At 61.6% G+C, this 22902-nt stretch carries 20 protein-coding genes, 1 tRNA gene and 1 pseudogene; 10 read left to right on the top strand and 12 right to left on the bottom strand.

The annotated features are described in order from the left end of the window. Positions 1–94: 94 nt before the first annotated feature. Positions 95–394 (top strand): HNH endonuclease, encoded by a 300-nt coding sequence (locus tag FH975_RS00165; RefSeq protein ID WP_162319545.1) that lies wholly within the window; start codon positions 95–97, stop codon positions 392–394. A gap of 334 nt (positions 395–728) precedes the next feature. Here the strand turns inward: FH975_RS00165 and FH975_RS00160 are convergent, their stop codons facing one another. Further along, on the bottom strand, positions 729–1814 hold the full coding sequence (locus tag FH975_RS00160; protein WP_235928246.1) for a hypothetical protein: 1086 nt from the start codon (positions 1812–1814) through the stop codon (positions 729–731). 109 nt (positions 1815–1923) lie between these two features. Here FH975_RS00160 and FH975_RS00155 point away from each other — a divergent pair, with 109 nt between their 5' ends. The 4 genes and pseudogenes from FH975_RS00155 (at position 1924) to FH975_RS00140 (ending at position 6412) form a co-directional block, all read left to right on the top strand. Continuing rightward, entirely contained in the window at positions 1924–2676 is a 753-nt protein-coding gene (locus FH975_RS00155; protein WP_162319531.1) for an ATP-binding protein, read from the top strand. After that, a pseudogene (locus tag FH975_RS00150) lies at positions 2645–2863 on the top strand (hypothetical protein); the annotation flags it as partial. The gene FH975_RS00155 and the pseudogene FH975_RS00150, both read left to right, overlap by 32 nt. A 308-nt stretch (positions 2864–3171) precedes the next feature. Next, entirely contained in the window at positions 3172–4164 is a 993-nt protein-coding gene (locus FH975_RS00145) for an AAA family ATPase (protein ID WP_202922926.1), read from the top strand. 13 nt (positions 4165–4177) lie between these two features. Further along, the gene (locus FH975_RS00140) at positions 4178–6412 is read left to right on the top strand and encodes a S8 family peptidase (RefSeq protein WP_235928244.1); all 2235 of its coding nucleotides are present in this window, start codon (positions 4178–4180) and stop codon (positions 6410–6412) included. Positions 6413–6520: 108 nt separating this feature from the next. Here the strand turns inward: FH975_RS00140 and FH975_RS00135 are convergent, their stop codons facing one another. Then, on the bottom strand, positions 6521–7669 hold the full coding sequence (locus tag FH975_RS00135; RefSeq protein WP_162319542.1) for a tyrosine-type recombinase/integrase: 1149 nt from the start codon (positions 7667–7669) through the stop codon (positions 6521–6523). A gap of 95 nt (positions 7670–7764) precedes the next feature. Continuing rightward, a tRNA-Pro gene (locus FH975_RS00130) sits at positions 7765–7841 on the bottom strand. Positions 7842–8032: 191 nt separating this feature from the next. Between FH975_RS00130 and FH975_RS00125 the strand changes: the two genes are divergently transcribed. Beyond that, complete coding sequence (locus tag FH975_RS00125) at positions 8033–9346, top strand: serine hydrolase (RefSeq protein ID WP_162319541.1); 1314 nt, start codon at positions 8033–8035, stop codon at positions 9344–9346. Between the two features lie 6 nt (positions 9347–9352). Here the strand turns inward: FH975_RS00125 and der are convergent, their stop codons facing one another. From der to FH975_RS00085, 8 genes are all read right to left on the bottom strand, one after another. Then, positions 9353–10885 (bottom strand): ribosome biogenesis GTPase Der, encoded by a 1533-nt coding sequence (gene der / locus FH975_RS00120; RefSeq protein WP_162319540.1) that lies wholly within the window; start codon positions 10883–10885, stop codon positions 9353–9355. Continuing rightward, the gene (gene cmk / locus FH975_RS00115) at positions 10885–11547 is read right to left on the bottom strand and encodes a (d)CMP kinase (RefSeq protein ID WP_162320007.1); all 663 of its coding nucleotides are present in this window, start codon (positions 11545–11547) and stop codon (positions 10885–10887) included. The genes der and cmk overlap by 1 nt, the downstream gene beginning before the upstream one ends. A gap of 50 nt (positions 11548–11597) precedes the next feature. After that, positions 11598–12728 (bottom strand): prephenate dehydrogenase, encoded by a 1131-nt coding sequence (locus FH975_RS00110; RefSeq protein WP_162319539.1) that lies wholly within the window; start codon positions 12726–12728, stop codon positions 11598–11600. Beyond that, entirely contained in the window at positions 12721–13656 is a 936-nt protein-coding gene (locus FH975_RS00105) for a pseudouridine synthase (protein WP_153077407.1), read from the bottom strand. The genes FH975_RS00110 and FH975_RS00105 overlap by 8 nt, the downstream gene beginning before the upstream one ends. A gap of 48 nt (positions 13657–13704) precedes the next feature. After that, complete coding sequence (scpB, locus tag FH975_RS00100; protein WP_153077406.1) at positions 13705–14328, bottom strand: SMC-Scp complex subunit ScpB; 624 nt, start codon at positions 14326–14328, stop codon at positions 13705–13707. After that, entirely contained in the window at positions 14325–15197 is an 873-nt protein-coding gene (locus tag FH975_RS00095; protein ID WP_162319538.1) for a segregation and condensation protein A, read from the bottom strand. Before FH975_RS00095 ends, scpB begins: the two co-directional genes overlap by 4 nt. Continuing rightward, positions 15185–16072 (bottom strand): ParA family protein, encoded by an 888-nt coding sequence (locus FH975_RS00090; RefSeq protein ID WP_162319537.1) that lies wholly within the window; start codon positions 16070–16072, stop codon positions 15185–15187. Before FH975_RS00090 ends, FH975_RS00095 begins: the two co-directional genes overlap by 13 nt. Positions 16073–16165: 93 nt before the next feature. Continuing rightward, positions 16166–18085 carry an acetate--CoA ligase gene (locus FH975_RS00085; protein ID WP_162319536.1) on the bottom strand — a complete coding sequence of 640 codons (1920 nt, stop codon included), beginning with the start codon at positions 18083–18085 and terminating at the stop codon, positions 16166–16168. Between the two features lie 159 nt (positions 18086–18244). Here FH975_RS00085 and FH975_RS00080 point away from each other — a divergent pair, with 159 nt between their 5' ends. Genes FH975_RS00080 through FH975_RS00065 form a run of 4 tightly spaced genes read left to right on the top strand, consistent with a single transcriptional unit; the run spans position 18245 to position 22479 of the window. Continuing rightward, a complete protein-coding gene (locus FH975_RS00080; protein WP_162319535.1) occupies positions 18245–18886 on the top strand; it encodes a GntR family transcriptional regulator in 642 nt (213 codons plus the stop codon). A gap of 16 nt (positions 18887–18902) precedes the next feature. Beyond that, positions 18903–20420, top strand: coding sequence for an MmgE/PrpD family protein (locus tag FH975_RS00075; protein WP_162319534.1), 1518 nt, complete (start codon positions 18903–18905; stop codon positions 20418–20420). Further along, positions 20420–21346, top strand: coding sequence for a methylisocitrate lyase (gene prpB, locus FH975_RS00070; RefSeq protein ID WP_153077400.1), 927 nt, complete (start codon positions 20420–20422; stop codon positions 21344–21346). The genes FH975_RS00075 and prpB overlap by 1 nt, the downstream gene beginning before the upstream one ends. Beyond that, positions 21343–22479, top strand: coding sequence for a bifunctional 2-methylcitrate synthase/citrate synthase (locus FH975_RS00065; protein ID WP_162319533.1), 1137 nt, complete (start codon positions 21343–21345; stop codon positions 22477–22479). Before prpB ends, FH975_RS00065 begins: the two co-directional genes overlap by 4 nt. A gap of 58 nt (positions 22480–22537) precedes the next feature. On the opposite strand, the gene FH975_RS17015 is transcribed toward FH975_RS00065, so the two are convergent. Next, complete coding sequence (locus FH975_RS17015) at positions 22538–22867, bottom strand: HNH endonuclease (protein ID WP_407938607.1); 330 nt, start codon at positions 22865–22867, stop codon at positions 22538–22540. Positions 22868–22902 lie beyond the last annotated feature (35 nt).

Below are 22902 nucleotides of genomic sequence, written 5' to 3'. Positions count from 1 at the left end.
ACTGAAGTTCTTGACTAGACCACTGAGCAAAGCACTTGCGCCGACGACCCCAGTGGCCGGAATAGGGGCAGTCTGCTTTGGGTGAGGGGCGCAGATGGACGACGGCCGCAGCATTCCAGCCTGGAACGGGCGCAGATCCCAGGACGCTCTCGCTCAGGTCAAGGCACGAGGCAAGGCGAACAACCTGCCCTGCTGCATCTGCGAGCAACCCATCGACTACGACATCCCATCCAGCGATCCAGACGGATGCAGCGTGCAGCACCCCAAGTCGCGAGCCCTCTACCCGCACCTCACCTGGGACCCACTCAACTGGGCACCTGAGCACCTCACATGCAACAAGGGCGAAGGCACGGCCGCGACGCTCGCCATCGGCACCACATCGCGAGTTTGGTAGCTCCGCGGTTCTCAATAAGGAACGGAGAACGGCGTAGATGCGAGACCACGCAAGACGGACGAACTGCTCCCACGGGAGGGGCGGGTCAAAACTCTAGAGCCGGGGGCGGAAACAGCGGGGGGTTAGCTTTCTCCCTCCCCCGGAGAGTGGAGGGGTCGGGCGCGCTCGCGCACGTGGTACCAGGAGTTTCTTGCAAGGGCCACAATCTGCGAACTTTCACCCGGCGACTGCGGAACCTGGTGCCACTGGGCGCTCTGCGGGCGACCCCGTGAATTCGGATGGCTTCTGAGGATGATCGACTCGAATAGAGGTACCGGAGCGTGGTCCGCGAGACCTAGTCTGGGCTGGGCGAGTCAGTACCGATGCAAGGAGACTTCAACAGTTCCTCCGTCAGCTCGACCTGATTCGCGGGCCAAAGACCCGTGGAACCATCCAGCGAGAAGAAGATTAACCCATGGTCTGGGGCAGTCAACGGTGACCCGGACATGTCACAGATGGTGGACATACCCATGCCGTCCTTCGTGATCGCTTGGGGTGACACACCCCACAGTGACGCCAGCACGCGGGCCTGTTCGCCAGGGTCGACCTCCCCGCGGAATTCCTGGGCGGGATCGTAGAGAACGGTGACACACTCCGGACCGCCGACGGTCGGATGGACATTGTCCCTCCAGGCAATCTCAGTCATGTATTTGAGTCGTCCATAGACCTCACGGAACTGTGTCGGATGGAGCTTCATCTCCCGGGCAGCGACGAGGTGCGGTTGTTGCACGTTCTCCGAGCGCCCCCAGTCTTGCAACACACCAACGATCCCGATACGTCCGATTCTGATGGCAAGCATCGGGGTACCCAGGTCATCCATGTAGTCGAATCTGCGGAGGGGGTCCTCGTCGTCTAGACACTCGAAAAAGTGGAAGCTTGCCGGGCCCGGAAACCGGGGGAACCAGTCCAATCGATCCGCGACACTCTGTAGCAGGAAGTGATGGAACGAGAGTGTTTTAAGGTGGTCGGCGGGTACAAGACGTTCGCCGGCCTGCTCGCGGACTAATTGCGGCTCGTGGCTCTCGCGGTAGATGATCCCGTAGTAAATCTTTCCGAGCCAGATGAACAAGTCGCGGCGGTCCAGTTCTCGGAAGGCGCTCGGACCTTCGAGGTAGGCGGCCTTGATCCGCGCTTCCACACGGCTTAGATGCTCTCCATTGCAGCGTTGGCAGCAAGGAACTTTTAGACGGCGGTAGTACGCAAGCTGCCCGTTGAGTTGAGTAATCGAGTGATGCCAGAGATTGAGCTCCTGCAGTAACCATTTTGGGAAGACGTGCTCTTCAGTTCGAATGCCTGGCGCTGCGGACAAATCCGTTCCGCACAGGAAGCAATCGTCGCGGCCGAACTTTTGAAGACGATCACCTAGTAACTGCTTGTGCATGAGTCTCCCATGTCGCACGTCGGATCGGCTCTCTAGTTCACACGATCGCACCATGTGAGTGACCTCCGTGTGAATCTCTCTGTTGAGTAGCAGCAAAGGGGTTTCTCGAATGGTACGACGTGAGATCCAACGTGAGGGGGAACTCTCGATGCGAATGGTGGTTTTGCTGACGGGTCCGCCGGGTGCTGGCAAGTCCACACTCGCCCGTAAGTCGGGCCTTCGCGTCTATGACCGTGACGATCCTGAGTGGTTGTCCGAGCGTCAGTTCGCGACGGCGTTGCGCAAGCTGGCGGCGGATCAGGCGGCGTGTGCCGTGGTGATCCGGTCGGCGGCTACGTGCTCGGTGCGGAGGCGTGCTGCTGAGCTCGTGGAGGCCACCCATACGTTCCTGGTGATGGCTCCACGCGATGATCTGGTGCGCCGGATACGTGAGTGCGGCCGCGATCCCAAGCGGGACGAGGCTGGCCTCAAGTCATGGCTCGCGAGCTTCGAGTCGGCGGACGGTGTGCGGGAGTTTCCCGGCTGGCCTGCCGTATTCGGTGAAGGTAAGCGCCATTCGTTCACTGAGAGCGCGCTGCGGCGGTTCGGCAAGGATCACCGGCCCGAGGACCTGCGAGCCGTCTCCCGCCCGTTCAGGGACCTTGCAGACACGTTGCTCGCGCAGGTACCCGACAGTCCCGAGCTCACGGCCGGGCTGCGCGAGCTGATCGAATCCGAAGACTGCGCCGGCCGGGCAACAGTCGCCAACAAGGGAAGAACCGACCACGTACACCGCTGCATTCTGGAGCGCCGCCCGAGAGCGCGCACTCAAGACGTTCGAGCAGACCCTCGCCGCACTCGTCCATGCGACGTTCGGCGGTGAGGTCACCGGACTCATCAACGTGCTCGAACTGAACTGGTCGAGCATCGGCATCACCGCGATCAACATCGTCGGCACCTCGGCCATCGCGGCCGTGGCGTCCGTGCTGATGTCGCTGCGATCCGGCCGCAAGGACGGCAACCCGTCGTCCGGCAATCGTGAGACCGTCGCCGCATCTCGCGGCGGCTGAGCTCGCCACCCCATAGAGCCGCCCCATCCTCCTCTGATGGTGGGGCGGCTTTCCGTTTGTCTACGCCTTATGACTTCACCTGGAGTCCTGCTTCCTCCCAGCGCTGCTCTGGGCTGGATCTTGAAGCGGTCGACTCGGTGGGCTGTTCATGCTGACATCGCCGTTCCGTCGTCCAGACAAGGTGATAATGTCTCCAAGTGACTAAAAACTACGCGGACCAAATTAGCTTATCGCGAGCAGATTTAGTCCACCTGCTCGGTCTCTCCGCAAGGAGTGCGGCACCCGGGGCGCAAACAAGTCTGCGCCGTATGGCGAGGCGTTATCGTGATAACAACCCGGACGTCGCGAAGGCGATAGTCGAGACACTGCGGGAGGGCCCCACTCGCTCGGTCGCATCCGGACAGTCACTCGATGCGCCGTTGGACAGCGAGAGCAAATTGCCCTTGATACGTGAGGAGTCTCTAACTCCACAACAACAACCGATTCTTGATGCAGGTGTCCGAGCTCCTCTCGAGCAGGTCATCGAAGAACACGTCAATGGCTCACGACTCCTCGAGGCAGGCCTCGCCCCCACGGGCACGGTGCTCCTCTCCGGCCCCCCAGGCGTAGGTAAGACTCTAGCCGCACACTGGATGGCGCAATCGATAGGTCTTCCTCTGTTCGTGCTTGACCTGTCAGCAGTTATGAACAGTTTGCTTGGGCAAACCGGTGCCAACATTAAGAGGGTGTTCGACCATGCGCGTCGGACTCCGTCCGTTCTCTTTTTGGATGAGATAGATGCCGTTGCAAAGAAGCGAGACGACAATGCGGAAGTTGGAGAATTAAAGCGGTTAGTCACCGTTCTGTTGCAGGAGATCGACAATTGGCCGGAAGGATCCCTTCTGGTTAGTGCCACCAACCACTCACAGTTGTTGGACCCCGCCTTGTGGCGCCGCTTCGACGTGATCCTAGAGTTTCCCTTGCCAAGTCTGGACTCCTTGGCCGAAGGTGCTGCAACCTTCTTCGATGCTCCGATGCCTCAGGCGACACTTCGTATGATTGCGAAGCTATATGAGGGTGAGACTCTTAGTAGATTGGAGCGGGATGTCCTCCGGGCCCGTCGTACTGCGGCCCTTAGGGGCACGGACCCGGTGCAAGCATTGTTGGGGGCCGTCCACGACCGGTTCGACTCGATGCCAGTTCGAGATCGAGGTCGGGTGGCTGCTGACCTCTCTAAACACGCCGGATTGAGTCAGCGCGTAATTAGCGAGCTCACTGGCGTGAGCCGCGATACTATTCGGAAATATAGTCGCGCAACTTAAGTTGAGGAATTCGATGCCGAATAATGAGCAATTTTTGCTTGGTTATGGAGAGCGACTCACAGACAGAGTTGCGGCCCCCGGGGGTGGTGGGCCCCCCGAAACGCCCTACTCCTTCGACGAAGCGATCAAGCGCCTCCGAGGCGAAGTCCGGTCAACGTCAAACGCCCTTGAGGGTCTTCCAGGTGCGGCCTGTCCTGGCAACGAGGCAGTAGCAGCGCTGACCCTGCACCCGCAATCGCTCGCTAAGTCTTTCCATCCCAAGAAGTTGCTCGACAATTACGGTCTCCGGCAAGTTGGCTCGCGGCCAACAGAACTAGTCCCAGAGAAGTGGACCAAGAAGGAAGAGCCGCGGCTCAGTCCTTCTACCACCCTCTTTGTCGCTGGTGACCGCGACCGATTCAACGACTGGGCCGAGGAGATGTCTTCTGAACCCTCAGGAGTAGACCCGGTTATTCAGAGGATCGAAGCGATTTCTCCGTTCCTTCTCGAGGATAAGCTTAGAAACTTGGAACGGGCCGAAGAGACGCTTGGTGGGTTACTGGTCGAGATTGTTTTACACGCATCTCAGACTTCTCGTTACGTGGTTGATTCGTTCATCGAGTACGCGAGCTCCTTGGGTGTCGAGACTCGATCTGATAAGGCAATATTCGCGAGTGGTCTCTACTTTGTGCCCACCGAAGCGACTGAGGCCCAGCTTTCCGAGCTAGGCAAGTTCTCGTTTATGCGCGCAGCACGACCTCTCTCGAAGATGCGGTCTACGCCTCAGGTTGAGCGGTCATCCCCGCTTTCGAGCGAATACACCTCCACACTTCCTCCCAAAGAACCAGTTGACGACAGCATCCGTGTCGCGATTTTCGATGGCGGCTTTCCTAGCTCAAGCCCTCTTGCCCCGTGGGTGCGCAGCTTCACGACCAAGGACCTGGGCGCCGCGGTGCCGGAACTGGAAGATCATGGACACGATGTGACGTCCGCTCTGCTGTTTGGGACTCTGGAGCCTGGGGTCTCGCCTCGGAGCCCTCTATGTGAAGTCGACCACTATCGAGTGCTGGACGACGCTTCCGGGACGGACCCTTATGAGCTGTACGACGTGTTGAGGCGAATCAAAGACGTTCTCGACCAGAACGAATACAACTTCGTCAATCTCAGCTTGGGACCATCCGTCTCAATCGAAGACGATGATGTGCACCCATGGACTGCAGTTCTCGATGGGCACCTTGCCGACGGCAAGACTCTCATGTCCGTCGCTGTGGGGAATAACGGCGAACATTCTGATTCGCTGAGCCGTCGGATCCAAGTCCCTGCAGATTGCATCAACGGGTTCGCTCTGGGTGCTGCAGATTCCTCTCGGGCTGGCTGGGCGAAAGCGGCCTATAGCGCTACAGGACCTGGAAGGTCACCCGGGTATGTCAAGCCTGATGTGTTGGATTTTGGAGGGACGCTCACTGAGCCGTTCCTGGTATATCAGTCGAACACTCCTGGACAATTGGCATGGACTCAGGGAACGTCGTTTGCCTCGCCTAGCGCTCTCGGTCGAGCGCTCTCTATGAGAGCCCACTTTGGTGATCGATTGACGCCACTGGGTATCAGAGCGCTTCTCGTACAGTCGGCAGACCATCGAGAGCAAGAGCGTCGAGAGGTGGGTTGGGGGCGTCTTCCATCTAACTTGGATGAGATTGTGTCCTGCGGCGATGGTCAAGTCAGAGTTTTGTACCAGGGCGAGCTCCATCCAGGACAATATCTGCGAGCCAGACTTCCCCTTCCATCGGAAGAGTTGTTGGGAAAAGTTGGCATAACCGCTACGTTCTGTTTCGCTACGGAGACGGATCCCGAAGACCCCGGGAGTTATAGCCGCGCCGGTCTGGATATTACCTTCCGCCCTCATAGCGGAAACTTCAAGGACGAGTCAGCCGTAGATCCGAAAACCGACAGCTTTTTCAAGCGCGGCGATTGGGATACAGAGAGAGCGTTACGAACCGATGCTCAGAAATGGGAAACCACGCTTAGGGCAAGTCGAAGCAAACTTGGCCGCTCCTTGCGTGAACCGGTTTTCGATATCCACTACAACGCACGAAGTAATGGCGGTATGGCGCAAGGCCCCAAAGCGATCCCGTATTCGTTAGTCGTGGACGTCGAGTCTAAGAGAACAGCTGACCTCTACGACCGAGTTGCCAATACCTACGCAGGTCGTCTTGAGGCCTTGCAACCAATAGTGGCAATTCCTGCCTCCGCTCGGGCGCGCATAAGTTGACCGTATGTTCGAGGGCAAGGGTAGGCGAGTGTCCGAGCCGTCACGGGGCGAAGTTCTCTGGTTAGGTCCTTACCCCTAGGAGATCAACAACTCGGGGGCGGTGCAGGGTCAGGAGGTGGCCGTCCCCAGCATGAGGATGGCGCCACCGTCGAGGGCCTTCGCTGCGAACGTGGCGGCCTCGAACTGAGCCTCCGGCATCAGGTGCCCGTAGACCTTCCGCGTCATGGTTTCGTCGTGGCCGAGGTGGTTCGCGAGCTTCCACGTCTCCATGCCCGCAGCGAGCATCAGCGACGCATGCGTGTGGCGCAAGCTGTCCAGATCCGGGTCTTTGTGTAGCTCACCCTCTGAGCGCGCTTCTGCGGCCCCCTTGTTGAATGCACGGCCGGGTGCGCTGTGGGACATGTACTCGGTCCGCACGCCGGGGAACAGCGGCTCCGAGGAGGGCCGCCCCGCCAGGTGTGGTCGGAGCATCTGGACCGCCGAGGGCGGCAGTCCCCCTGGGCGTCGCGACGCCTTGGACTTCGGCGGGCCGACGTATTCGTAGCCGCCCTTCTCGCGGCTGTTCTTCATGGCCTTGGTGACACGGATGACCGGCTGTGGCTGATCGAGCAGAACATCGGCCACGGTGAGCGACCGGCTCTCTGAGGGACGCATCCCCGTAGAGAGCATCAGCAGGCAGAAGTCTTGGTAGGGCTGGCGCACGCGGCTGATGATCGCGTCCGCCTCTTTCTTGGTCAGGAACATGCTCGCCTCAGTGGCGTCTGACCTTTCCACCGGCGGGAGCATGTCGGCCTTCATGGGGTTGCCGGATCGCCAGCCGCGCTCTTCGGCGTGGAGCATGAGGCTGGTCAGCCAACCGCAGATGTTGTGGATCATCTTCGGGGCCCGCCCTTTGTTCTCCAGGGCGATGACGAACCGTCGACAGTCGTCGGGGCTGACCGTGTCCACTGGCCAGGAGCCGAATGCGGGGGATATGTGGGTGCGCATGTACTGGCGGTAGGTGGCCTTGGTGCCCCGTGTGGCGCGCAGCAGTTCGAGTCTGTGCTCGGCCACCTCATCGACGGTGGGGGAGGTGGAGTTCTGCTTCTCCAGGATGCGGTCGGCCTCATCGGCGCTGCCGACGGCCTCGATCAGCCGTTTCCAGTTGAGGGCGGCTTCCTCGGAGCGGTAGGTCGCGACTTTTTGCGAGCCATCTTCGCGCCAGGTGACACGGAATGAGGTTCCTTTGGGGCCCGAGCGGGTCTGGATGCTAGCCATGAGGGGCATTCTATCGCTGCTAGGTAACACATTCGGCGGATTAGGTAACATCTGCCGGTGTTCCCTGCCTGCATCCCCGGTATTCCGGGCCTGTTTGGTCGGGCTAGCGGGATTTGAACCCACGACCTTCCGTCCCCCAGACGGACGCGCTACCAAGCTGCGCTATAGCCCGCGACTGCGCTTTCGGAAACTGGCTAGGCCGGCCGAAGCACCGGAACAGTCTACATGATTACCTGGGCGGTCCAGACACGAACCTGCCCGTCGAGCATCCTAACCCTTCTGACCCACCTGTGATGAAACCGTAACTCGCAAATGTGGTTGAAATCCCAGGTCAGGTGCCCAGGCCTGGGTACGGTACCCCTTATGCACTCGCGTCTTCCCCAATTTGCGGGTGTGCCCGGACGGCTTTCGGTCGCTGCAGTCACTGCAGCTCTGCTGGTCTCCGGTTGCGCACCGAACTTCCACGCCCCCGAGCCCTCCAGCCTCACACCGGCCAGCGAATCCCAGGATCTGCCCGAAACGGTGAAGAACACTGCGGACACCACCATGCGTGACGCCGCCGCGGCCGTGGTGCAGCAAGTGGCCGAGCACCAGCCGACGGAACAGAGCCCAACGACCGAAGAGCCCAATCCTGAAGACTCTGAAGACGCAACCGAGGTTGGTGAGGCTGATGAGTCCGCTGACGCCACGGCCACTGAGCTAGAAGACTGGGCTGAAGCGCTCGCTCGCGCGCACGAGACCGCCGAACAAGACAGTGCCGAACAGCAAGCCGAGGCCGAAGCTGAAGAGGCTCAACGCCGAGCTGAAGCTGACGCCGAAGCTGAGGAAGAGGCCCAGCGCGAAGCAGAAACAGATGAGGAACCTGAAGAAGAAGCGACCGAAGACGAGACCGGCGATGAGGAGCAGCCCGAGCCGGATGTTGAAGCTCCGCAACCCGAAGCAGAAGTGGAAGAACCAGCGCCGGCCCCTGAACCGGCGCCTGACTCCTCCAACGTCACATTCGACGGTGACCTCGATACTTTTCTCACTCAGACGTCCAGTGCGTACCCGGGGCGGATTGCTATCAGCTTGCAAGAAGTCGGCGGCGAATCCCGCAGCGGCTCGACCGGTGGCTCAGACTCCTTCGTTACCGCCAGCACCTACAAACTGCTCGTGGGCTACAGCCTCATCCGCGAAGTCGAGTCAGGCGAGCGCAACTGGGATGACACGGCACTCGGCGACCGTGACCTCGCGCAATGCTTCAACGATATGCTCACCATCAGTGATAACCCGTGCCCCGAGGCCATTGGCCCGGAGCTGGGCTGGGCGAACATCTATGCCGACGCTGCAGCCATGGGCGCCACCAACACCGGCGCAGGCGAGGGCGGGATCCGCACCAATGCCCTAGACCTCACCCGGTTCATGACCAGTCTGGCCACCGGATCTATGTCTATGAGTGACTCCGGCCATGAACGCATGCGCAATGCCCTGGCCGCCAATGTGCACCGGCAGGGCATTCCCGCCGGTTCGGCCGGGCGAGTGCTCAACAAGCCTGGCTTCATCAGTGGGAACCTGCATGACACGGCGATCGTCCACCACCCATCAGGAACTTATGTGTTGACGATCCTCAGTCAGGGCTCCAGCTGGGACTCCCTGGCCGGAATCACCCGCGACATTGAAGCCGCACTGTATGGCTGACGGACTCTAGCGGCGTTTGCGCTTCTCCCGGACGCGCATCTGCACCTGAATCGGGGTTCCGCTGAAGTCGAAGGTCTCCCGAAGCCTGCGGATAATGAACCTCCGGTAGCCGGGGTCCAAGAAACCGGTGGTGAACAGCACGAATGTCGGCGGACGCGTTGAGGGCTGCGTGCCGAAGAGGATACGTGGTTGTTTACCACCGCGCACTGGGTGCGGGTGCGCCGCGACCAGCTCGCCGAGGAATGCGTTGAACCGTCCGGTAGGGATCCGCTGTTCCCAATTTTGCAGCGACCGCTGCAGAGCAGGAGCCAGCCGGTCCTTATGCCATCCGGTGAGCGCAGAAACATTGACTCGGGGTGCCCAGGAGATATGCGCTAGGTCCCGCTCGATTTCCCGCTCCAGGTAGTAGCGACGCTCATCGTCCAAGAGGTCCCACTTGTTGAACGCAAGAACCACAGCGCGGCCGGAGTCCAGAGCCATCTGAACGATCCGCACATCCTGTTCGCTGACAGGCTCCTCCACAGAGAGCAGAATCACGGCCACTTCAGCGCGCTCCAGGGCCCGTTGGGCTCGCAGCATAGCGTAGTACTCGGAACCGGAGGCCATATGTTGACGTCGCCGAATCCCTGCGGTGTCAACGAAGGTCCATTCCTCACCACCGAGCTGAATCAGCTCGTCCACCGGGTCCCGCGTGGTCCCGGCGACCTTGTCCACCACCACACGTTCGGCACCGGCGAGCTTGTTCAGCAGTGATGACTTGCCCACATTGGGCCGGCCGACCAGAGCCACGCGACGCGGTCCGCCCAGGGGAACCATACCCCCGTGCTGGGCAGTCTTGGGCAGATGTTTCAGGGCAGCGTCAAGCAGGTCGCCGGTTCCGGTGCCGTGGAGGGCCGAGACGGGGAAGGGCTCCCCCATGCCGAGGTTCCACAGCGGGTACACCTCAGACATGTGCGCGTTGGAGTCGATCTTATTGGCCACCAGCAGCACTGGTTTTTTCTTCCGGCGCAGCATCTTCACGACGGCCTCATCCACCGCGGTCGCCCCGACCAGACCGTCAAGAACAAACACCACGGCGTCAGCCTCATCAACGGCCAGTTCGGCCTGTTCGGCGACGCGTTTGTGGAGTCCCTTGGCGTCGGCTTCCCAGCCGCCGGTGTCGACCAGGGTGAAGTCCCGCCCGTTCCACTCCGCCGGGTAGGACACCCGGTCACGGGTCACACCAGGTACGTCCTCCACCACAGCCTCACGGGATCGGATGATCCGATTGACCAGCGTGGATTTGCCCACATTGGGGCGCCCGATGATGGCGAGCACCGGCGGGGCGGGCACATAGGGGCGGTCTTCGACGTCGTCGTCGTCGATGTCCAGCAGCGCTGAGTCTTCAGGGTCGAGTTCGTAGTCCTCCAAACCAGCGCGTAGTGCGGCGGCACGGGCTTCGGCCTCTTCTTCGGTGATCGCAGCAAGCCGCTGGGCGAGCTTCTCATCATCTCCGGTAGGTACAAAGTCCTCGCCGGTGTCTTGCGAATCGTGCGCCATCAGGTCCGTGCTCCCTGGGCAAGCTGCACCCGGCTAATCAGTGAATCAACTGTCTCCTGGAAACTCAGATCTGAGGAGTCCAGGACGGCCACGCCATCGGCGGCCTCGGTAAAGTTCGACGCCGCAGAGTCCTTGGTATCGCGGTCTAGGACCTGCCGCTTCAACGCCTCAGCATCCTGGGTGCCGCCCATCTGGGCTCCCCTGCGGCGCAGTCGGGCTTCAGCGGAAGCCGTCAGCAGCACGCGGACCTGTGCGTCCGGGGCCACCACAGTGGTGATGTCCCGCCCTTCGGCCACAATGAAACCCTCACGGTCAATGATGCCGCGCTGGGAGGCGATCAGCAGTGCCCGAGCCTTGGGGTTTGTCGCCACTTCGGAGACCTTTTCGGAAATGCTGGCATCCCGGATTGCGTCTGTGACGTCTGCCTGTCCGACGGTGATCACTTGGTGGTCGGGGTTGGTGGAGATGTTCAGCGGGAGTTCCTCAACGGCCACCTCAACCGCATCATGGTCATCGAGGTCTACCTGCTGCTGGAGGCAGTACCAGGTGGCGGCGCGGTACATTGCCCCGGTGTCCAGATAGGCCGCGCCCAATTCGGAGGCTGCGGCGCGGCAGACGCTGGATTTACCGGACCCCGAGGGTCCATCCACAGCGATCACCATACGCCCGGTGTACTGCGGGGCCCCGGGAGGCGCCTCATCAGTATGTGTACTCACGAAAGAACTACCTTCCATCCCATTGTCGTCAGCGCCTCAGCCAGCTCGTCGCGGCGGGCGGGGAGCACAGACAGTTCCACCATACCGACTTGGTGGCCGGCCGAATGCTCCATATGAAGGTCTTCGACGTTGACGCCGACTTCGGCGACGTCGTTAAGCACAGCGGCGATCTGCCCAGGCCGGTCGTCAACGATAACAGTGAGCTGGGCGAACGACTGCGGCGGTGCCCCGTGTTTGCCCGGCACTCTGGCCACACCAGAGTTCCCCTCGGCAATCAGTTGAGCAATATCCGCATGACCACCCGGTGCGGCAGGATCTTCCAGAGTGCTGATCAGCCGTTCGACGTCCTCACGCACTCCGTAGAGGATCTCTACCACGGGGGCTGAGTTCGCGCTGAGGATCTGCACCCAGAGGTTCGGGTCGCTGGCCGCGATACGGGTGACATCGCGCAGTCCGTTGCCGGAAAGCGCCAATGCGCCCGATTCAGCCTGTTGGAGCCGTGAGGCCACCAATGAGGCAGCGATCTGCGGCAGATGAGAGATCAGCGCTACCGACTGATCATGTTTGACCGCGCTCATTTTGTGCGCGCTGGCTCCTAGGCGGCGTGCAAGGGCAGTGACAGTGTCCACCGCTTCCGGATCAGAGATCTGCTCTCCGGTGCGCGGATCCTCCGCTGGGCAGATCACCCAGGGCATGGAGGTGAACAGCTCCCCACGTGCGGCCACCGGCCCGGACTTTTCCCGGCCAGCCATGGGGTGTGTCCCCACATACCGTCTGATATCGCCCAGGCTGAGGGCGTGGCTGCCGTCCTCAGCCCAGACCAGCAGATCCTTCAAAACAGCAGCTTTGACGGAGGCTATGTCCATCACCACGCTGTGCGGATGCGCCTGCAGTGCCTCGGCCACTTCCTGGGCCGTGACCTCTGGAGGGGAGGCGACCACGACCAGCTCGGCCGCGTCCTCCGGTGACCATGAGGTGCCTGCGCCCACATCCTCGGCGATACGCTGAGCGGTGGGTGAGGGGTCGGAGAGCCACACCTGGTGGCCGGCGGCGCGCAGACCTATGCCGATGCTTGTGCCAAGCAGTCCTGTGCCGCGGATCAAGACCTTCGCACGCGGTTCACCCATTCTGTGCGCCCCCAGCTAGGTCCTGCAGATGACCGATCTCCTGCTTCTCCAAGTCACGCAGAGCGCCCTGGGGCTGATCTCCGATGACGATCTTGCCGATGGCGGTGCGCACCAACCGTGTTGCCGGGAAGCCGATGTGCTCGAACATCCGCCGGACAATCCGGTTCCGTCCTGAATGCAGGGTAACTTCGACCATGGTGCGCGAACCGGTGGAGCCCAACACCCAGCACCGGTCTGCGGCTATCGGGCCGTCGTCAAGTTCGATCCCAGATTGGAGCTGTTTGGCGGCCTTGACCGGCATTTGTCCCTGTACCTCAACCATGTAGGTCTTCGGCACCTCATAGCGGGGGTGGGTGAGCTTATTGGTCAGGTCACCGTCATTGGTCAGCAGCAGCAGACCTTCAGTTTCATAGTCCAGTCGTCCGACGTGGACCAGGCGGGCTTCACGCATGCTCTCATCCAGGAAGTCCCCCACGCAGCGCCGGCCCTCCGGGTCGCGCATAGTGGTCATGACTTTCGCTGGCTTGTTGAACATCACATACCGGTGCTCCACATCCAGGGTCACTCGAACCCCGTCGACATGGATTGACACTGTATCCGGGTCAACACGCACGCCGGGTTCGACGATCACTTTGCCACCGACGGTGACGCGGCCTTCGGCTATGAGATCTTCACAGACGCGACGGGAGGCAACCCCGGCCTGGGCCAGGATTTTCTGCAGTCTGGTGCCGTCTTCCTGGTGCACGGCGCGGAAGTTCGCCTCCGCCTCATCAGCTCGGATCTTCACTGGCTTGGGTTGGGCCGAGATCAGCCGCTCTGGTTTGGTGTGGGCGAAGGGTCCGCCGTCAGAGCCTGGTTTGGGGGTGCGGGCAGCCCTGGTGGCCCGCTGCGGCGTGGGGTTGCGGCCGTCTTTCCCCGAAAAAGTCATGCGGACAATCCTACCGTCCAGCAGTGGCCCAGAATTCGCCCGGCAACCTCATACCGGCGGGCGGTCATGCTCTCCAAGGTCTTCGACCCCTGGCAGGTGGGGTGAAAGCTGGGGCAGGTCCGCCAGTGAATCCAGGCCAAGCCGCTCCAGCAACTGTGATGTGGTGACATATAGCGTGGCTCCAGTGACCGGATCATGCCCTGCGGTATCCAGCAGGCCGCGCTGGACCAAGGTGCGCACCACACCATCCACATTGACGCCGCGGATCGCGGAAACCGCGGACCGGGCCACTGGCTGTCGGTAGGCGATGACTGCGAGAGTTTCCAGTGCCGCGGCCGATAGCCTGGATGTCTGGGTGCCAAGGACGAACGCCGAGACTTGTTCGGCATAGCGTGCCCGCGAGTAGTACCGCCAGCCGCCAGCGACCTCGCGCAACTCATAGCCGCGCTGTCTGCCTCCGGCTGCACCATCAGCCTCAGCCCGCAGTTGATCCAGCAGCACCACCACCTGGTGCTCGGGGACGTCAACGGCGGCGGCCAGCTCCGCTGGTGTCACCGGCTCTTCGGTCACCATCAGCACTGCTTCCAGAGCGGCGAGATACTCCCCATGGGACACCAGATGATCTGAGTCCGCCTCCTCCAGGGCTGGGTTGGGACTATGGGACTCGCTCATGGCCCACCGTCCTGCGCAGCACCGTGAGTCTCCGCTGCGTCCCACTCCGCGGCTGCTCTGGCAATTGCCGCTGCGGCGGCGTCGTCGTTCTGATCTCCTGCCCAGCTGATGATCAGCTCCCCCAGCGGCACCTGCTGGTCAAACTCCACGGTCCGGTCACGGAAGAGTTCCAGCAGGCCCAGGAACCGCACCACCACGACCAGCCGGCTCTCCGCACCCGCGACCAGCTGCTGGAACCGGCATGAGCCTGCGCTTCGGAGCTGCTGCGCCATCCCTGCCATCTCTGCCTGAATATTGACGGTCTGGGTGTGCAGGTGATCCATACCAACATGGTCTGGTTCCATCTGCTGCCGCAGCAGGGCGCGTTCGGCCAAGTCCTTGAGGTCTTCCGGGGTGGTCTTCCACACCAGTTCGGGCAGGAGGTTCGCCATATCTGGGTGTGCTCCAGGGCGGCGTGGGAACCGGCCGGAGTTGTTTTCCACCGCCGCGCCCATCTGCTCAGCAATCTGTTTGAACGCCTTGAACTGCAGCAAGCGGGCGAAGAGCAGGTCCCGGGCCTCTAAGACGGCGATGTCCTCTTCGGATTCAACCTCAGACCCGGGCAGCAGCTGCACCAGTTTCATATCCAGCAGAGTGGCAGCTACGAACACGAAATTGGAGGACTCATCCAGCGCGCGCTCCGCGTCCAGGGTGCGCACATATGTGATGAACTCATCGGTCACCTCGGCGAGAGCCACAGTGGTGATGTCCATCCGACGCTTGGCGATGAGCCCCAGGAGCAGATCGAACGGGCCGTCGAAACCGTCCACGCTCACCTGGAAGCCGGATGCGGTCTCAGATTCCGAGTCGACGGTGCTTACGGCGAGCATCCCCGGCCAATGAGTTCGCGAGCCAGCTGGCGGTAGGCCTTAGCGCCTTCATGTTTAGCCGCATAGCTGGTAATCGGTTCTGCGGCCACGGTGGCGTCGGGGAATTTTACTGACCGTTTGATGACCGTTTCGAAGACCTTCTCTCCAAATGCCTCCACGATCCGCTGGATGACTTCCTTGGAGTGAGTTGTACGCAGATCCACCATGGTCACCAGCACACCGTCGATCTCCAGGTCCGGGTTGATACGATCCTGGACTTTCTCAATGGTGTCCTTCAGCAGTGCGACCGCGCGCAGGGCAAAGAACTCAGCCACAAGTGGAATGAGCACCCCGTGGGCGGCGGTGAGCGCGTTGACTGTCAGCAGTCCCAGTGAGGGCTGGCAGTCGATAATGATGACGTCATAGTCGTTGCGGACCGGACGCAGAGCGCGTTGGAGAACCTGTTCGCGGCCGACCTCGGTCACCAGCTGCACCTCAGCGGCGGAGAGATCAATATTGGCTGGCAGCAGGTCTACGCCGGGCACATGGGTGGAGACGAGGGCGTCATGGATGGTGATGTCCTTCTCCATGAGCACGTTGTAGACGGTGGTTTCGAGGTCGTGCGGATTGGCACCGAAACCCGCGGACAGCGCACCCTGAGGGTCAAAGTCCACCATGAGGACCTTGCGCCCGTATTCGGCCAGTGCTGCAGCAAGGTTGATGGCTGAGGTGGTCTTGCCGACCCCACCCTTCTGGTTGACCATCGCAATGATTCGTGCCGGGCCGTGACTTGCCAGCGGCTCGGGGTCCGCGAAGTCATGTTTGGGACGGCCGGTAGGGCCGATGATCGCCTCACCTTGGATGGTGAAGAGCGTTCGCGGCTGATCGGCGTTCACGTGCGGCCCTCCGGTGTGGTCTGATGCGACGGCTGTCGATGTCCAGACCAGATTACCGCCTGATGTGTTTCGAGCAAGGTGCAGGTTCAACCCCTACAGGTTTCTGCGCAGCACAGGGAGGAGATCCTCGATCACCCCAGCGTCCTCAATAGTCGATGGCACGATGTAGTCCTTACCGTCGGCGATCTGCCGCATGGTCTTGCGCAGGATCTTCCCGGAACGGGTTTTCGGCAGGGCAGGCACCACCGCGACCTCCTTGAAATCGGCCACTGGACCGATGCTTGAGCGCACATGGGCGACCAGCTCCTCACGCAACTGGTCCTCGGTGATGTCCACGCCGGTCTTCAGCACCAGGAAGCCTGCGGGGCGCTGTCCTTTGAGCTCATCAGCCAATCCAATCACCGCGCATTCGGCAACAGCTGGGTGTTCCGCGACCGCGGCCTCGATCTCACCGGTGGAGAGCCGATGACCGGAGACGTTGATGACGTCGTCGGTGCGGCCCATGACAAAGAGGTAGCCGTCTTGGTCGAGGTAACCGGAGTCTCCGGTGGTGTAGTAACCGTCGAATGCGCTGAGGTAGGACTCGACGTACCGGGCGTCATCACCCCATAGGGAGTAGAGGGTCCCCGGAGGAAGCGGCAGTTTGATGGCGATATTGCCCTCCTGGCCGGCGGGCAGCGGCTCTCCGAGCGGGTCGAGGACCGCGATGTCATAACCGACCATGGGCAGGGTCGCGGAACCCTCTTTAACCTGAAGCTGCTCAATACCCACCGGGTTTGCGGCGATCGGCCAGCCGGTCTCGGTCTGCCACCAATTGTCGATCACCGGCACGTTGAGCGCCTGACCGATCCACCGCTGCGTCTCAGGGTCCAGCCGCTCCCCTGCAGAAAAGAGATACTTCAGGCTGGAGATGTCATACTCACCCACTGCTGAGGCCTCCGGGTCCGCCTTGCGGATGGCGCGCAGTGCGGTCGGTGCGGTGAAGAGGGAGGTGATCCGGTGCTGCTCGACCATCCGCCAGAACGCGCCTGCATCGGGGGTGCCGACGGGTTTGCCCTCATAGAGCACACTGGTGGCGCCGGCCAAGAGCGGCCCATAGACGATATAGGAATGTCCCACGACCCAGCCGACGTCTGAGGCGGTGAGCATGGTCTGGCCCGGCCCGACATCAAAGATCGCCGGAACTGACCAATTCAGCGCCACCGCAGTCCCGCCCTGGTCCCGCACCACGCCCTTGGGTTTGCCTGTGGTCCCGGAGGTGTAGAGCACATAGAGCGGGTGAGTCGCCTCCACACTGACGGCCCCGGCGGGTTCAGCCTGCGCCGTCACCGTATCCCAGTCATGCCACGCAGCTTCAGTCTGCGCGGAGACCTCCTCCACACTGGACTCGAACCCCTCACGGTGAACGACGACGACGTCGCGGACCTGGTGCTGAGCGCGCTCGACTGCGTCTGCCACTTTTGGCAGATATTCGATGCGTCGGGAGGGCTCCATGCCACCTGTGGCGGTGATGATGGTGTCTGGGGCGGCGTCGTCGATCCGAGCTGCGATCTCTTTGGCGGCGAATCCTCCGAATACCACGGAATGGACCGCACCTAAGCGGGCGCAGGCAAGCATTGAGATGACCGCTTGGGGGATCATCGGCATGTAGAGCAGAACCCGGTCCCCTGAGCCAACGCCAAGCGCTTGCAGCGCGCCGGCGGCGGCGGCGACTTCATCCAAGAGCTCGGCATAGGTGTAGCTGCGGGAGTTCTCCGTCACCGCAGAGTCGTAAATCAACGCTGTTCGGTCAGCATTGCCGGCCTCGATGTGGCGGTCCAGGGCATTGCGAGTGATGTTGAGTTTGCCGTCGGGGAACCACCGGTAGAGCGGGGCCGCCGAGTCATCCACTGCCGTGGTGGGAAAGCTCTCCCATTCGAGCCCGGCCGCGGCCTCTAGCCAGAAGCCTTCAGGCTCGGTGATCGATCTGCGGTGAGTCTCACGATAGGAAGCGGAGGGACGGGATGGGGACATGGGAGCTCCTTCGCACAGCGGCAGTGATGTGGCGTCAGTCACTGTTAGTGTATCCGCCACACTTCACGGTGTATACAGAAAACCTCAGAGTGACCTCAAATAGTGCAGATTTCGTGGGCCGGGGTGCTCAGATAAGCTCTAGTTGTATACACTTGAGATATGCGAGCAAGTGACGCGGCCTACACGGCGCTGCAGGATGAGATCCTCGAGGGTCGTCTGGCCCCGGGGACGGTCTTGGGTGAGGTGGGGCAGTCTGAGCGGCTCGGTGTTTCCCGCACTCCCATTAGGGAGGCCTTTTCCCGGTTGGTGGCAGCAGGGCTGGCCATTCAGCAGCCCGGTCGCGGAACTGTAGTCAGCGACATCTCCCTTGAAGACGTCGACCGGCTCTTCGAGGTGCGTATTCCCCTAGAGACGCAGGCTGCGGGACTGGCCGCCCAACGCGGCACGCCAGAGGTGTTCGCGGGCCTGGCCGAAGAGTTCCGGCACGCCCAAGAAGCACCTGAGGCCGAAAGCCACTACAAACTGGCAGCCCGAATGGACGAGGCCATCGACACCTCGGTGGGTAACCGCTACCTAAGCACGATGCTCGCCAACCTCCGCGTGCACCTGATTCGGGTGCGACGCCTAGCCAAGGACCAACCGCAGCGACTCGCCGAATCTGCCGCTGAGCACCGCGACATTTGTTTGGGCATCGCTTCTGGTGACCCCCAGATGGCCGAAGCGGCCACAAGTCTCCACCTGCGCCGAAGCCTGGCTTATATTTCCGAACTGCGCCGTACAGAACCGGTACCGTCACCATGAGAGGACACCTCACCCCATGATCGAACACAACGTCCGGGTCCACCCCAGCAAGGACAATCTGGCCCGAGAAGACCAACTGGCCTACAAGATCGCCCAGGTCGCCGTAGACGAGGTGGCCGTTGAGGACGATGTCACCGAGATGGTCATCAACCGGGTCATCGACAACGCCTCCGTGGCGGTTGCCTCCCTGGTGCGTGCGCCCATCGTCTCCGCTCGCGCCCAGGCCCTGGACCACCCGGTCTCCGCCAACGGCACAGGCGCCTCCATCTTCGGCATCAACCAGCGGTCCTCCCCTGAGTGGGCAGCGTGGGCCAACGGCGTAGCAGTGCGCGAACTGGACTTCCATGACACCTTCCTGGCCGCGGACTACTCCCACCCGGGCGACAACATCCCGCCGATTCTCGCCGTGGCGCAGCACACGGGACGGACCGGTGCTGATGTCATCCGCGGTCTGGCCACCGGTTACGAAATCCAAGTGGATCTGGTCAAGGCAATCTGCCTGCACAAGCACAAGATTGACCATGTGGCCCACCTGGGCCCCTCGGCAGCAGCTGGCATCGGCACTTTGCTGGGGCTCGACACTGAGACGATCTTCCAGGCGGTGGGTCAGGCTCTGCACACCACTACGGCCACCCGCCAGTCACGCAAGGGTGAAATCTCCACCTGGAAGGCCCACGCCCCCGCTTTCGCCGGGAAAATGGCGGTGGAGGCCGTTGACCGTGCCATGCGCGGCCAAACATCACCAGTGCCGATCTACGAAGGTGAAGATGGGGTCATCGCGTGGATCCTGGATGGCCCGGACGCCGAGTACACGGTCCCGCTGCCTGCACCCGGTGAGGCGAAGCGAGCAATTTTGGACACCTACACCAAGGAACACTCCGCCGAGTACCAGGCCCAGGCATGGATTGACCTGGCGAGGAAGCTCCACCACGAACATCCTGAGGTCACTGACCCGGCCAATGTGGAATCGGTGCTGATCCGCACCAGCCACCACACTCACTATGTGATCGGCTCCGGGGCCAACGACCCCCAGAAGTACGATCCCACGGCGTCTCGTGAGACTCTGGACCACTCCATTCCGTACATCTTCACGGTGGCACTGCAGGACGGCAGCTGGCACCACGGGGAGTCCTACGCACCCGAACGCGCCGGACGCCCAGACACTGTGGAGCTGTGGCACAAGGTCACCACTGAGGAGGACCCGGAGTGGACCCGCCGCTATCACTCGCTGGACATTTCGGAAAAGGCATTCGGCGGTTCTGTAGAGATTCGCATGACAGACGGACGCACCATCACCGACGAGATCGCTGTGGCGGATGCCCACCCACTGGGTGCCAGGCCATTCGCCCGTGAGCAGTACATTGCCAAGTTCCGCTCCCTGGCTGCCGGCATCATCGACGACGCCGAGGCCGACCGTTTCCTGGAAACTGCGCAGCGACTGCCCCAACTCACCGCCGATGAACTGGTGGGGCTCAATATTGAGGCTGCTGGCGGCGTCGTTGACCTCGCTGCCTCCCCCAAGGGGTTGTTCTGATGTTGTACGCGAAGACCACACCTGAGCAGAAGCGCGCCCATCTGCGACAGATCCTTACACCCGGGGCTGCCCGCCAGTTTCCGGGTACCTTCACTCCGCTGAGCGCCCCGCTCATTCAGGAGAAGGGGTTCGACGGCCTGTATGTTTCCGGGGCGGTGTTGGCCAATGAGCTGGGTCTGCCGGATATTGGACTGACCACACTGACGGAGGTTGCGCAGCGGGCTGGGCAGATCGCCAGAATGTCGGATCTGCCGACGATTGCCGATGCGGACACGGGATTTGGCGAGCCGATGAACGTGGCGCGGACCATTCATGAGTTGGAGAACGCGGGTTTGGCCGGCTGCCATATTGAGGATCAGGTCAACCCAAAGCGTTGCGGCCATTTGGACGGCAAAGCCACCGTGGATGCGGAGACTGCGAGCAAGCGGGTCCGCGCAGCGGCTGCAGCCCGGCGGGACGAGAATTTCCTGATCATGGCGCGGACTGATCTTCGCGCGGCCGACGGCTTGGACGCGGCGGTGGACCGCGCAAAGGCCCTCGTGGCCGCCGGTGCTGACGCGATCTTCCCGGAGGCGATGAAGGATCTGAGCGAATTCGAGGCCATGTGCAGGGCGGTGGATGTGCCGGTTCTGGCGAACATGACCGAGTTCGGCAAGTCTGAACTGTTCACTCGTGATCAGCTGGCGTCCGCGGGGGTGGCACTGATCATCTATCCGGTGACGTCACTGCGCTCTGCTATGGGAGCAGTTGAGCGCACGTTGGACACACTCGCTGCAGAGGGTACCCAAGAACCCGCGGTACAGGAGATGATGACTCGTGCACGGCTCTACGAGCTGGTGGACTATGAGTCCTACAGCAGCTTTGATGCCGGGATCTTCGACTTCGATGTGCCGGAACGTTTTAATGATGAAGGAGCCCAAGGATGACTGAGACCACTGTGTATAAGGGACTAGCCGGCGTCGTAGCCGACTATACGGCTGTCTCTAAGGTGAATCCGGAGACGAACTCTTTGCTCTACCAGGGTTACCCGGTGCAGCAGCTGGCCGCTGAGCTGAACTTTGAGGCGGTCGCTCTGCTGTTGTGGAATGGGGATCTGCCAAGCGAGGATGAGCTGAAGGAGTTCGTCGAGTTTGAGCGTAGTCACCGGGCATTGGAGCCGAATGTGCGCCAGGCTATTGATCTGTTGCCGACTGATTGCCACCCCATGGACGTGGGGCGCACTGCGGTGTCGGTGATGGGCGCGAACGATCCGGATTCGGAGAACTCCGACCGTGCTACTGAGTTGCTGAAGGCTAAGAAGTTATTTGCGGCTTTCCCTGCGGTTGTCGCCTATGACCAGCGGCGTCGACGGGGCCAGGAGCTGGTGGAGCCTCGCGATGACTTGGACTATTCGCAGAACTTCTTGTGGATGACCTTTGGTGAGGAAGCACCTGAAGAGGTGGTGGATGCCTTCCGCGTGTCGATGGTTTTGTATGCGGAGCATTCTTTCAACGCCTCGACGTTCACTGCTCGGGTAGTCACCTCGACGTTGGCGGATCTGCACTCTGCAGTGACGGCAGCTATCGGCGCACTGAAGGGTTCGCTGCACGGTGGGGCCAATGAGGCGGTGATGCACACTTTCGAGGAAATCGGGATCCGCAAGGAGGAGACTCGCGAGGAAGCTGCCGCGCGTTCAAAGGCCTGGATGGAGAACGCCTTGGCTGAGAAGCGCAAGGTCATGGGCTTCGGACACCGAGTGTACAAGCATGGCGATTCCCGTGTGCCGACGATGAAGGAAGCGCTGGATGCCATGGTGGAGCACTATGGCCGCGGTGAACTCATGGGTCTCTATGACGGTTTGGAGACGGCCATGGATGAGGCTAAGGGCATCAAACCCAACCTCGACTACCCGGCTGGTCCCACATATCACCTGATGGGCTTCGACACGGAGATGTTCACTCCTCTGTTTATCGCTTCGCGCATCACGGGGTGGACCGCGCACATCATGGAACAGCGGGCGAACAACGCCCTCATCCGCCCACTGAGCGAGTACAACGGCCCAGACGAACGACACCTCTAACAGAGCACATTTCTTTGCCGGGAGGCGCTCTCCCTCCCGGCTCCCCTGCGGGTGCCTGTTAGTACTTGATGGGTATGGTGCTGGGTGCCCAAAACATGGTGGGTTTTCCCAGGGCAGGCTCGGCCAGGGCTGGTGGGTGTCGGTGGTGGCGTGACGGGGATCTGTGTTGGCCCCGGTCGGGGTGCCTCTTACCTGATGGAAGTTTAGCTGGGCTCCCTCGCTGAGGTGGGTGCGCCTTGTGCTTGTCTTCTGGTGTGGGTGGGGTCAGGTGGCCGTGGGATTTCATCCGGTGATGCCTCCGGCACAGCGCCCACAAATTGCTTGCTGTGGTCTCGCCCCCGTCATGCCAGGGGTGTTGATGGTCGATATCGCAACACTGCGCGGCCACCGTGCACCCCGGGGCCTGACAGGTCCCATCACGGA

The sequence above is a fragment of the Nesterenkonia haasae genome (assembly GCF_010119385.1).
Classification (GTDB): domain Bacteria; phylum Actinomycetota; class Actinomycetes; order Actinomycetales; family Micrococcaceae; genus Nesterenkonia; species Nesterenkonia haasae.
The sequence above is the reverse complement of the archived record's forward strand: the minus strand, read 5'-3'. Positions and strand labels throughout refer to the sequence as shown.